Raw genomic sequence first — 13637 nt, forward strand, 5'->3', positions numbered from 1 at the left:
CCGCCCCGCCCCGCCCTCCCCCGCCGTGCGGGAGAGGGCAGCCAAGCGTCAGGCGGCCATGCGCGCGACATGCAGCGCCGGCGCCTGCCACGACACCATCTGCATGACGGTAGTGATCTCGATCATGGCCGGTGCATCGCTGGCCAGCAGCGCCAGCCGGGCGTTGCCGTTCGTCCAGCGCCACGGCGTGGCGCCCTGCGTCTCCAGCGGATAGAACCCCTGCGCGAACGCATCGCCGTCCAGCGGCAGCGGTTGGCCGTTCACACGTACCTCGCTGATGCACACGCCCAGCTCGCGCCCGTCCTGCGCGTCGGCGAACAACTGTGCCAGCACGCCGCTGCGCGAGGCCAGCGCCACCTCGCCGGTGCCGGCCGGGACGACGAACCACTGGCGCTGGCCGTGGCCGTGCAGTGCCTGCATGCGGGCGCCTTCCACCGTCAGGTGCAGGTCCGCATCGGTCTCGCGCCGGTAGCCAAGCGCGATGGCGCGGTCCAGCAGCATGTGGCGCACCTCCACCAGTTGCGGGCCCGCCATCACGCACGGGGCGCAGGCGTTCTCCCAGCTTTGCGGATCCAGGCGGCCGTGCAGCGCGGCGTGCTGGCCGGCATTGGCAAAGGCGTTGCGGTTGCCGTCATCGAGGTAGCTTTCGCACGGCAGGTCTTCGGCCAGCAGCACGTCGTGGGCATCGAGTTCGACGTGGTAGTAGTCCACCGTCTGCACGCTTTCCTGCACGATGGTGGCGCCGTTGAGCAGGAAGCCCGCCGGGATCAGCACGCCTTCGACATAGATCGCATGGCCGGGCGACACGACCAGGTCACGCGCCGGGCGGCCGTCGGCAAACGCATGCGCCTTGATGCGGATCGGCAGGACTTCCCAGGGGCGCGGGTGACGGGCGCAGTTCACGTGGCTGTGGCCGATCCACCGTACTTCGCGCGCCTGCCCGGCAGCCGTCAGCACGACGTCTCCTTCCTTCAGCGCTTCGACTGCAATCGTGCCACCTACCGTCGCAAGCCGGGTGCCCGCCGCAAAGCAGGGAGCAGGCGGCTCGAAAGCCGGCTGGCCTGCATTGTCCAGCACGGTGTTGGCCGGCATGTAACCCAGCCCGTTTTCCTCATTGACGTACATGTCATCGGTCGTCAGCAGGATGTACTCGCCAAAGTTGTTGACGAGCACGATGGCATCGGCGCTGGTCGCCACCACCCGAACGCCGGTCATCTGCAGGTAGTGTTGCGGCCCGGCCATGGGGCCGTTCAGATAGGTGGTATCGATGCTAAAGTTGTAGGTTCCGTTCCCCGCGTCAGTAATGGTGAGCGTGATGGGCCCCCGCTCGATGCCACCGGCCATCTCGCGCGGAATGTCGGCGCTGTAGTCATTGCTCTGGGCCGGCAAGGTCCATGTCCCGTCGCCGTTGTCAACGGGCGGGCTGAACAGGTAGGCGTAGTTTCCCGCCTGAATCTCGACACCGTTGTACTGCATCAAATCGATCGCCACTTCAAACTCCTCGTCCGTTCATGAATGATTGAATCGCGTGCGCGCTATTGCCCGCCCTCCCCGAAACCGAGCACCTGGACCGACACGACCGACGGCATGCGTTCCTTCGCATTGGCCGTCTGCTGGCGGGCCAGGTCTTCGGCCGCCTGGTTCACCGCGCTTGCCGCGGCACTGGCCGACGTCAGCGCACCGACGTTGACGCTGGCCATGGCCGGCAGCCCGGTTGCCTTGCCCTGTACCTGGATGTTTGCCGCGTTCACCACTTGCAGCGCCGCCAGGTTGACGTTGCCCGAGACGCGGATGCCTGCCTCGCCCGCGTCGATGGTGCCCAGCGGCGCGATCAGGTCGATGTCGCCGGGCGCGATCTCCGGAATCGGATTGAGCGTGGCGATGCCGGCGCCGGTGCTGGGCACCGTGGGCGACAGCGTGACATTGCCCACGTCGTCATAGAGGCGCCGCGGCGGCGAGAACACCACCGTCGTCTTGGCCCCGCGCCCGGCGTTGATGTCGCCCGTGGCCGACCACGCCGTGATGTCGCCGCCGAACGTGGTGAAGATGCGCGACAGGCCCAGCAGGATGCTGTCGCGCGAGTACATCCGGATATCGCCGGTGCCCTGCGTCAGCAGGCCCGACGATGCCGGCGGCACCACGCCTTCCACGCCGATCACGGTCCGGCCGCCTGGCGTCAGCGTCTCGACATGGCCGCCGAAGTCCGTGCGGATGCCCGAGCCCCCGAACAGCGTGATGTCGCCGTCGTAGGCAATGGCATTGCCCCGGCCGTCCTGGGCCGGGAACAGCGTGGCGATGGCCTGGCGCCCGCGCAGGTAGCTGCCCGCGCGCCGGCCGGACGCATCCGTGTACTCGCGGCCGCTCGCGCGCAGCTCGTTGAAGTAGACCTCGCGCACGAAGATGCCCTGCTCGGCCGGCGACAGCGCCAGGAAGCGCTCGACCGCCCCGCCGGTGCCGCCCTCGCCGTAGCGGGCCGCCAGCCATGCGGCCAGTTCCTTCTCGTAGGTCCGGGCCACCCTGCCCGCGTTGGCCGGATCGTCAAGCCCGTAGGCGGCGTCGGCCGCGTTGCCGGCCGAGAAATAGCGACGCGCGAACGCGCCGTAGTCCGGGCCGCTGGCGCCCACGCCGGCCATGGCGACGATCGACGCCCCGCCCGAGCGGTTGGCCGGATCGACGTTGACGATGGCGCCCAGGCTTTCGATCGATCCCTTGTCCGCCTGGTACAGGTTGCGCCCGGCGCGCACCTCCAGCAGGCCGGGCCCTGCCACGTTGAAGCTCGACTGCACGATGTCGCGGCCCGCCGACACCACCGAGATGTCGTGCGGTGCGGCGTGGACGAACAGGTTGCCGGTGTACGCGCTGCCCGGCAGTCCGGACCCGGCCACCTGGCCCGGCCGGGTGCCAGCGCCCACGACGTCGCGGCCGGCCTGCACCCACACCGGACGGCTGCCGACATACCAGGTGTCGCCGGGCGTCACCGCATTGCCGCCGAAGGACACGATCTGCCCCGTGCGCAGCCCCACCACGTCGCCATCGACGGCATAGAAGCGCAGCGGGTCGCGCGCGCCATCATCGCCGGGGGCCTTGTAGGTGTTCGGCTGGTACGTGAAGAGCCAGTTGCGGCGGGCATTGACCGAGGCGCCGCCCGACGACGCCACGTTGGTCACGATCCCGACCGTACTGTCGCCGGACCGTGCCTCGAAGGCCGGATGGAACGGCGTCGGCAGCAGGGCGGGGTCGGCCCCCGACACGTTGACCGGAAAGTCCCGCGCGCGGATATCGCCGGCGGCCAGCATTTCCAGGGTGCCCGAGCGCGTGGGCGCCAGCAGCAACGCGCGGGTTTCCGAAGCGTCGCTCTTGCCATAGAAGATGCTGCCGCTCGCGGCCTCCACACGCAGGGCGCCCGGATAGAGATAGCCGCCGTCGGTATCGAAGCCGCCCGACAGCGAGGCCGGGCCCCGCTGCATCTGGATGGGCGATACGTTCCCGCCGCTGGACGCCAGCGACAGGCCGCTGCGGTCGGTCCACAGCGAGAACCAGCTGTAGCCGCCGCCCGCAAAGGCCCGGCCCTGCGCCTGGAACGGTGTGGTGCTCGCCAGCCGGGCGCGTCCCGGGTCCAGGGCGCCGGTCAGCACCAGGTCGCCGCGCGTCGTCACGGCGACCTCTCCATCGCCCGGTGCGACGTAGATGCCGCCGCCAATCGTCGGATCGATCAGCCTGGGGGCGGTACCCTGCCAGCGCGGGTCGGAGGGATCCGTGCCGCCCGTCCCCGACACATACCCCACCGACGCCGCCGCCAGCACGGTGTTGCCGCGCAGGTTGACCACCGAGCCAGACAGGTCCGGCGCATTCGTCAGGTCGCCAGCACCCTGCGACAGTGTCTGCCCCGGGTTCCAGGCCCCGCCGATGCGGACGTCGAGACGGCCCCCGCCGGTCTGCACGAGCGCGCCGTCGACCACCCGTCCGCTGCCGCCCGATACGATGTTGAGCCCGCTGCTGCGCAGGACCTCGCTGTTCCCGCGGTCGGACAGCACGCCGGCATTGCCACCGACATCGACCCGCACATTGCCGCCGCCCAGCGCGCCGATGCCGGTAAAGCCGATGACCTGCGTGTTCCTGCCCGGCGCATCGACGCCATACGGTTGCGCATACGTGCCGAAGTTGATCCACCAGGCCGTGCGCTGGCCGATCTCGTCGCCGCCCTGCCGCCACAGCCAGTTGCCGATCAGGTTGCTCGCCACCATGCCGGCAAGCGGACCGGCATTCTGCGTCCCGATCAGGTCGCCCCGCAGGTCGCCCTGCGCGGCGACCCGCACGTCGCCGCCGCGCTGCGGATACCACGCCTGGTAGTTGCCGTTGCCGACCAGCGCCTCGTAGCCCGCCGCCACCCCCGCGCCCAGCACCGACCCGTTGCTGGCGCCCCGCGCCAGGTTGAACGGGTCGCTGCCATTGGCGCCGATGCCGGCTGCCTGCGTGCCCGCGGTATAGACGCCGTAGGGTGTGGCCTGGAAGACGTCGCCGCCGGCCAGCATGTCCAGGTCGCCGGTGCCGGTACGGACCACGCTGAACACGGGCTGCCTGACCGTGCTGCGGATCGATGTGTAGTGATAGTCCGACAGCCGGATGCTGCCCGCGCCGCCCAGCCCGCTGGGGGCCTGCAGCGTGCGCGTATCGGCCGAAGCCGTATCCGCGCCGCCCGCCAGCCGCATCGACCACGAGTCCGAACCCGCCGCCAGCATCGGCGCCACTGCCCACAGCCGGCCCTGGCTGCCCGCCACCGTCGGCCGCAGGTCGATGCTGGCCACCGTGCCGGTACCCGCCGCATTGGCGAACTGCAGGTTGATGCCCGGCGGCAGCTTGGTGCCGGACGGCACCTGCACATTGGCCGCCAGGCTGGCCGCGCCGGAGAAGATCGACAGCGGCGTGCCGGCGGGCACCGTGAACGCCTGCACCTGCAGCAGCACGGGCAGCACCGTGCCGGCGTCGAGCTGGCTGCCGCGCGCCAGGCTGGTGGCCTGTGCGATCACCGTGCCGGCCGCAAAGCGCACGCTGCCGTCCGGATTGCGCACGGCGGCGCGCAGCGTGGTGCCGGCCGGAATCGTCGCGGCCGCGTTCAGCGCCACGCGCGTGGGCACTTCCACGCCGGCCTTCAACCCCGTGGCCCGCACCGGGATGTCGAAGCCGAGCGCGCCATTGACGTTGGTGAACGATGTCACCACGCCCGACGTGGCGCCGCGCAGCGTCACGGCCACCGGCAGCACCAGCTCGCCGCGCGACGGCTCAATGCCGGCCGCGAGCTTCCAGTTGGCATCGTCGGGCGTGGCAACGGGCGGCGCAAAGCCGTCGGTGATGCTGCCGAAGATGTTCAGGTCGCCGCCCGCGCGCAGCACAAGGGCACCCGGCTCGCCGCTGCCGCGCACGCTGGTGGCGTTGGGGCCGTAGCGGTAGCCGGACAGGTCCACGTCGCCGCTGACGGTCAGGTTGCCGTTGGCCGTGCGGCTGGCGATCTCCACGCCGGGCCGCAGGTGATAGGCCGCGCCATAGCTGCGCAGGCCAGCCAGCCGCGCCAGCAGGCCGGCGTTGCGCTGGGCGCCATCGATGAACGCCAGGCTGTCCTGGTGCAGCGAATCGAGGTACGCCTGCGTGACGATCTGGTTGGTCCGGCCGTCGAGCGTCGGCACGGGGTCCGCCGGCGCGTTGTCGTAGCGCCAGAAGCCCTGCACCGCGATGCTGGCCGCGCCATCCACGGTGATCGGCCCCGACGCTTCGATGCGCATGTCGTTGGCCGTGGCCGATCCGGCCCGGCCGGCATCGAGCACCAGCCGGCCGCGCGCCACGGCATCGGCCGAGCGCAGGTCGACGTGCGCGCCGGGCGCCAGCGTCAGCGTGCCGCCGGCCGCTGACAGCGCCACGGTGGCGCGGTTCGTCGCGTCGATGGGCTGGCCGTAGCCGTCCACATCCAGCGTCGTCGCGTGGGCGTCCAGCAGCGCGCCGCCGGCAATCGTCAGGTTGTCGCGCGCGGCCAGCCGGATGCTGCCCGGCGACGTGCCGCTGGCGTCGACCTTGCCGTTCACGGTCAGGCTGCCGCCGTCCGCCGACACCGTCACCGCATGGGCGCGCAGTTCGTCGCCAATCACGAGGTCGCCCTGCTTCACCACGAAGCTGCGCGCGCCAAACACGACGCCGTCGTTCAGGCGCCGGTTCAGGCCACCAAAGTCCGCCAGCACGCGCGCGCGGATGTCGATCGCGCCGCTGGCCGCCGGGTCCACCCCGTCACCGGCGCCGCCGTCGATGCGGCCCGCCAGGTCGACGCGCCCGGCACCTTCGCCCAGCGCCGTGACCTGGATGGTGCCGGCCGCCGCGCCCAGCGGCGCGGACACGTCGATGCGCGACCCCGCCGCCTGCGTGACGTTGCCGCTGGCGCTCTCCAGCACCAGGTCGCCGCCCGGCGTGGCGCGGGTCTGGTCGAAGTACGTCTTGTCGCGGCCCGCCAGGTCGATCTGCGCCGCGTCGGTCAGCGTGATGTCGCCGGTGGCCGTCGCCACGAGCTTGCCACTCGGCAGCGCCACGTGCGACGCCAGCGTGACGGTGCCGCCGCGCAGGCCGATCTCCGCGCCGCGCGCGCCGGCGCCGGCCGCCGCGTCCTGCTGGCCGGGCTGCTGCGCCACGGTCAGCGCCCCGCCCGCCACGTACTGCGTGACCGATCCCGCGTCGCCCATCAGCAGCGGGGTGTTCAGGTTCAGATTGCCGCCGCTGTACTGGTAGCCCTGCCCCGGCACATAGCTGCCCTGCGCCTGCCACGCGGACAGCGTGTTGCGGTGGTTGGCCGAGATACTGCGGGCCGCTGTCAGGTTGGCGGTGGAGAACCCGAGGATCATGTGATTGAGATTCAGCCGGGAATCGGGCGCCGCAAAGCTGGCATAGCCCAGCACGATGTCGTCGGCCACGAGGTTCAGCGTGCCGCGTCCCATGCCCGCGCCGCCGTCCAGCACCGCGCCCGGCCGCGCGCTCGACGGCTGCGTGGTCGTGTTGTAGGCCACGCCGTCGCTCACGCCGCTCCAGATCAGCTTGCCGGCCGTCAGCGTGGCCACGTCGCCCGCCTCGCCCCGGCCGTAGATCGCCGGCGTGGTCAGGATCAGCTCGCCCAGGCGCGATTTGCCGGTGGCGGGGTCGATGGCGCTCACGTCCACCGTGCCGAAGAAGTTGATCGCGCTGCTGGCGCCCAGCCGCAGCGACGCCAGCGCGGGCACGCCGGGCTCGTCGTTGCCGGCCAGCAGGCGGTCCAGCAGCGCCTGGTTGAACTGCAGCCCGGCCGGCAGCACGTTGTCCCGCGCCGCGGCGGCCAGCGCGCCGGCGCTGCCGATATTGATGCTGGACCCGGACAGGCTCAGCTCGCGCGCGCCGAAACGCAGCGCATCGTCCATCGTCAGCGTGCCGGCGCCCTGCAGCATCAGCGCCAGCGACCCCTCGGTGTAGAGGCGCGCCGCGCCGATGCGGATGCCGCCGCTCTGGGCCGAGACACTTTCCGTGCGCAGGTCCAGCCAGTTGTTGGACAGCGCCAGCACGGGCAGCGCATTGACGCCGTTGGCCTGGCCCGCGCGATAGACATAGCCGTCCGCCGATCGGAACGGCGTGGCGGTGCCCATGCCGAGCGTGTCCAGCCGCGCGCCCGACTCGATCGTGATGCCGCCGACGCCGGCGGTGGCGATGATCTCCGGCGCGCGCACGACGCTGCCCTCGCGGACGTTCAGCGCCCGCGTCATCGTGTTGATCGAGAAACTGCCCGGGTTCGCGGCCTCGGCAACGATCGTGCCGCCCAGCACCAGCCGCGGCGCCTGCAGCGCGTTCAGGCTGCGGTCCGTGACCGACGCCATGCCGTCGGTCGCCGCCGTGCCCGCCGGACGCACCTCGACCGGGGTCGTGGCCAGCGTGGCGTCGACCGTCACGTAGCCGGGATTCCGCCCCCCGCTGGCGGCGTCGAACACCGCGCGGCCATCGAACGTGAGCGCGTCGCCGGGCGTCGCCGGCACGCCCAGCTTCAGGTTCAGCGCGTGGCCGTCGGAAGGCAGGGCCGCCAGCGGGTTGCCCAGCGTGCTGGCCTGCTCGCGCGCAAAGTCGGCATAGCCGGTTTCGTTGTACTGCGCGTACTTGCGCACCGTATCGGCCCCCGTGACGATCACGCGCGTGGGCTGGGCGTCGCGCACGGCGCCATTGGCCACGCCCTGCACCGCCGACACCGCGTACGACCCGTTGCGCAGGGCCAGCACGCCCTGCTGGGCCAGGCTGGCCGTGCCGCCCAGTTCCACGCGGAACGCGCCGGGCATCAGCGCATAGCTGGCCGGCATCAGCGTATAGGTGCCCGCCGGCAGGCCCGGCACGCCGGACGGCACCGTGATCTGGCGCCCCACGCCGGGAGCGTTGCGCGCGGCAGCATCCACCGGCGCGTAGGCGGCCTGCATGGACGGCACGATCGCATAGACCGCGTTGCCGGCATCGCTGAACGTATTGGCCGGGCTGGCATTGGCCAGCGCCGTGTTCAGCACGTCCACCGATCCGCCGCGCCCGCTCACGAACGCCACGCCGCGCAGGTCGCCGCCGCCCGAGAGGTCGAGCAGCGCGCCCTGTTGCACGTCGATATGCTGCCCGATGACGTTGATGGCGCTGTCGGCCAGCCTGACCTCCTGCGTGGTGCCATCGGCCTTGCGGTACGTGTACGTGATGCCGTCCGTGGTGCCACCGTACGGCAGGCTCAGGCCGGCGCCGCTGACCGAGGTGATGCTGCCCGGCAGGAACGCCACCGTGTCGGTGACAAACGGCTTGTCGCCGATGGCCTCGCTGACGTTGCCCACGCCGATCTGGAGCTTGCCCAGCGGCGCGCGCAGCACGGCGCCCTGCCGCACGTCGGGCGCCTGGATCGTCAGGCTGCCGAACACCGCCAACGGTTGCGCCGGCGCGTCGGCCGTGGTCCGGCCCAGCGCGATGCGCTCGGTGGCGAACAGCGATGCCGTGGCCGAGGACACCGGGTAGATCTGTGCCGCATCCAGCGTCAGCACGCGCGATGCGCGCAGCGCGCCGGCCAGCCGGATATCGCCCTGGCTCGTGAAGTCCACGCTGCCGAAGCCGGCACGCGCCACGGCCATCTGCCTGCCGTTGGCCAGCTGGACGTCGCCCGTCATGCCGGCGAGGTCGATCGTGCCCAGGTCGATCAGGCTGGCCCGCACCGACAGCGACGCGTCGGTCTCTGCCCGCGCGCGCTGGAGCTGTGGCTTCACCACCGGATAGGCCCGGCTGTCCGTGACGGTCGACGCGCGCGGTGCCGCATCCAGCGCCACGTACGGGGCCGACAGCGTCACGTGGGTGTCCGGCACGACCGCGCCCGCCAGCGACGCCGCGTCGATCCAGCCAGCGCCGACATGCAGGCTCTGCCGCATCGCAAGGTCGACGCTGCCCACGAATCCCACCGCGTCCACCGATACCAGCGACAGGTCGTCGAAGCGCCCGGCCGCAATGCGGTCGACGCTGATCGCGCCGCGCCCCAGCGCGTACGGGGTGGACGCCTGGTCATGCTGGCTGACCAGCAGCTCGCGCGGCACACGCGCTGCGTCGGGCAGCGCCGTGTCGCGGTACAGCGGCGATTGCAGTTCGAGTGTCAGCGCCCCGCCGCGCGCGGTGGCGCCGCCGGCCGCCGCGGTCATCCGGCCGTCCAGCGTGAAGCCGCTGAAGCTGCGCACGGCGATGCGGCCGCCACCGCTCGCGGCGTCGTACACGGCCTGGAACATCGGATCGAGCCGGTTCGATACCGCGCCCGTTGCCAGGCTTGCCGACGTGCCCGATGCATCGAGCACCGCGCCGGCGCGCACGATCACGAACGCATCGGACGACACCGGCGCCCGGGTGTCGTCCACCACGCCGCCCTCGCTGCCCAGCACGATGGCGCCGCCGTCGGGCACCACGCCGTAGGCGCGGCCATACTGGTCGCGCGCCGTGGCCGCGCGGGCGGCCACATCGAGCCGCGCATGGTCGTCAATCACGATGGCAAGGTCGCCCGGGGACGGATCGGCCTTGCCGCCGCCCGGCACCCGCGTATTGAGCACGGCGATGCTGCCGCCCGGCGCCACCAGCGTGCCATCCACGCGGATGCGGTCCTTGCCGTCCACGCGGATCGCGTGGCCCGCGTCCACCTGCAGCACGGTGCCCGTGCCGATGTCGATCCTGCCGCCCGACAGGTAGCCGCCCGCGTTGTCGTAGTACGCGGCCGAGCGCAGCGTCAGGTCGGCCCCGGCCCGTTGCGTCAGCACGCCCCGGGCGGCATCTTCCAGGTATGCCGGCGGCAGCCAGCGCGCCATCGCACTGGCCGGATCGGTGCCGGTGGGCGCCTGGCGCGCCGCGTCGGTCAGCCGGTAGACCGGTCGCGTGACATCGAGCCGCGTGCCGTCCGCCACGGTCAGCGCGTTGAAGCCGTTGATGTCGTACACCCCGAAGCCGCTGGCGAACAGCGATGCCGGCAGCAGCAGTTCGCCGGGCCCGGCCGCTGACGCACCGCCGATGCGGACGGTGCCCGCCGACACCGCCAGCGTGCCGCCCGCGCCGGCCGCGTAGCCGCGTACGTCGCCATCCAGATGCAGCGTCGACGCCGGGTCGGGCGTCATGCCCGCCGCGCTGGCGCCGGGCGCGTTGGCGGCCAGCGTGACCGACCCGCCCCTGCCGCCGTGCAGCGATCCATCGGCCAGCACCGCGCCGCCGCCCGATGCGTCGACCACCGCGCCACGCGCCACGGTCACGTCGTGGGTGGAGCCGATGTCGACCGTGCCGCCATCGGCGAACGCCAGCGCCGCCGCGTCCGATCCATCGCGCAGCGCGTTGACCCACTTGCCGCGCACATCCAGCGTCACGTCCGGCCCGATCGTCGCGTACGCCTTGCCGTCGATGCCCAGCGGCGTCTCCGCAAACGTGCCGCTGCGCGCCAGCACGTTGCCCAGCCGGATGCTGCCCGCGCGGGCCGTGACGCTGGCGTTGACGTCGATATGGGGCGCCACCACCTTCAGCGCGCCGCCATCGGCCAGCGTGAGCGCACCGTCCACGCGGAACGTCGCACCCGTATAGACCTCGATGCCGCCGAGCCCGAAGCCCGAGAAGCGCGCGGCGTCCAGCCACGCGGTGCCGGTGCGCCCGGGCGCCAGCGCATCGTCGGCGGTCATGCCGTCGGTGGCCGCGGCGCCGCCGGCCGTGAAACGCACGTCCACGGCCGGCTGCGTGCGCAGCGGCGCGTCGTTCTGGAAGTGGCCAAGCACGAACTGGCCGGCCTGCGCCGCCGTGTTCTGGGCGGCCTTGTAGCCGTCGGTGACGGCCGCATCGCGCCGCGCCACCTGGCGCTCGCCCTGCAGCACGTTGGCGTGGATGTCGCCTTCCAGCACGGCCGTGGGCGCATCGACGACGAGCCTGCCCGCGTCGCGCCCGGTCACGTAGCCGCGCTGCCACCGGTACGTCGGCGCCAGCGCGGTGTTGTAGAAGCGGTCGGTCACGCCCCAGCGCGCGTAGTCCACCTGGAAACCGTTGTAGAGCCCTTCGTAGAGCAGGTCGCCCGGCGCCGTGTTGGCGTCGTAGAAGCCGCCATCGCTGCCGCGCACCCAGCTCGTGCGCATGAAGCCGTCCGCGGTCACCACGGTGCCGCCCGCCAGGTTCACGCTCGATCCACGCTGCGTGACCACCTCCTTGCCTGCCAGCCGGACCGAGCCCCCCACGGCCGCCCATTCGCCGATCGTGTGGCCCGTGGTCCCCAGGTAGCCGCCCACTTCGAGCAGCCCGCCCGGCGTGTAGTAGCGGTCGGTGGCGTAGCCGCCGGTGCCGGCCGGCAGCAGCACGAGATCGCGCACGTCGACCCATACGTCCTGGCTGGTCAGCTTGCCGCTGTCGCGGCTGCCCGGCGCGTCGCGCTGCTCGTTGCCCTGCACGCTGACCTTGACGTTGTTGCCATCCATCGCCACCTTGACGGACGGCGCCCCCGCCACGTCCAGCCGCGCACCGTCGGCCACGAAGGCCCGGCCCGCCGCGCTGACCGCGATCTGGCCGCCCGTGGCCAGCGTCAGCGACTGGTTGTCGAACGTGACGTTGCCGCCCGAGACCACCTCCACGCGCGACTGGTCGCGGCGGTCCGGCGCCCGCGACAGGTTGTCGAACGCCGCTGGAATCGCCGTGCCCGCGATGCGCGCCTCGTCCTGGGTCTTCGATTCGGCGATCAGCGCGTCGCGCTGGCTGTCGAGCGCCGTGTCGGTGCTGTCCTCGATCAGCACGGCCGTCACGCTGCCCTTGCCCAGCGTCACGCGGCCGCTGGTATCGGCGGCCGAGTTCAGCAGGTGAATCGTGCCGCGCTGGCTGACCGACGTGGTGGACAGCGCCACGCCGTCCTGCCGGACGTCGTGCCCGGCGAGCGTGATGTCGCCCCGTTCGGCCTGGATCACGCCGCGGTTGACCACCGTCCCCGCCACGCTGTCCGCCGCGCGCAGCACCGCCACCTCGTTGCCGCGCGTGGTGGACACCTGGTTGCTGTCCGAGCTGTAGCCGGGGCGCAGGATGAAGCTGTCGCCAGCGGCCAGTTGCGCCTGGCCGCGCGGCGTGGCGATCGTGCCGTCGTTGCGCACCTCGCCGCCCAGCAGCAGCGCGTACCCGCCGCCCTGCGTGACCGATGCCGGCGCGCGCGTGTTCAGTTGCGCGCCGGCCTCGACGATCAGCTTGCCGCTGGCGTCGGTAAAGCTTGGCGCGAACGTGCTGCCCGTGTTCGTGCTGTACAGGCCGTTGCCGCGAAACTGCGCGTCGCTCATGCGCGCCGCGGCGGCCACGAGGTTGCCCGTATCGACCTGGCTCGATCCCGAGAAGATCACGCCATTACGGTTCAGCACCATGACCGTACCGGCGCCGCTGATCTGCCCCTGAATCTGGCTGGGACGCGCCTGCGGGTCGTTGACGCGGTTCAGCACGGCCCAGCTCGCCTGCTGGTCGAAATGCAGCGATGTGTTGCGCCCGACGTTGAACGTTTCCCAGTTCAGGATCGCGCGGTCGCTGGTCTGCCGCACGCCCACCAGCACGCGGCCGGTGGCGGGATCGATGGTCTGCGTGGGGCCGTCGGCACCGCTCCAGCCGGCCGTGGCCGCGTTGGTATCGACCTTGAGCCCGCCTTCGCCCAGGCCGTCCGGCACGCCGCCGGCCGCGCGCAGCGCCGCCTCGCGCGCCTTGCGCTGGGCCTCGGCCGCCGCCGCGGCGGCCTGCGCCACCTGCCCCAGGTTGGCGATCGACAAGCGCGTCTGCGCGTTGATCTGCTGGATCTGCTGCGGCGTGAGCGTGGCGCCCCATTGCGTCATCGTGCCGATGCGCGCGGCATCGGCCGCTGCCTGCTGGCCGGCCTGCTGGCGGATCCACGCGCCGTTGAAGGCCGGGCCCGCGGCCGTGGCCTGCGCGGACCACGCGGCCAGCACGACGGCCATCGCCTGCGCCAGCGGACGCGGCACGCCTCGCCATGCGGTGGCGCGCGCGCGGGCGCGGACTTGCGGGGTGGGCTTGAGCAGGGGATTCATCGCCGGGTACGGGGTCGCTTCAAAATCGCGGCAGCTTGCAGACCACCGGTGACGCGTTCGTGAACGGAA

The 13637-nt window shown here is 72.1% G+C and carries 2 protein-coding genes; both read right to left on the reverse strand.

All coding sequences use genetic code 11. The features are described from left to right. Window positions 1-48: 48 nt before the first annotated feature. Window positions 49-1491, reverse strand: a complete 1443-nt coding sequence (locus tag EHF44_RS16170) for a Hint domain-containing protein (RefSeq protein WP_124684587.1) — start codon at window positions 1489-1491, stop codon at window positions 49-51. 44 nt (window positions 1492-1535) lie between these two features. Next, complete coding sequence (locus tag EHF44_RS16175) at window positions 1536-13568, reverse strand: filamentous haemagglutinin family protein (RefSeq protein ID WP_124684588.1); 12033 nt, start codon at window positions 13566-13568, stop codon at window positions 1536-1538. Between the last annotated feature and the right edge of the window lie 69 nt (window positions 13569-13637).

The organism is Cupriavidus pauculus, from assembly GCF_003854935.1.
In the GTDB taxonomy this organism is placed as follows: domain Bacteria; phylum Pseudomonadota; class Gammaproteobacteria; order Burkholderiales; family Burkholderiaceae; genus Cupriavidus; species Cupriavidus pauculus_C.

Excerpts from the sequence above, each read along its gene's own strand:
- EHF44_RS16175 (WP_124684588.1), bottom strand. The coding sequence starts at position 13,568 with ATGAATCCCCTGCTCAAGCCCACCCCGCAAGTCCGCGCCCGCGCGCGC.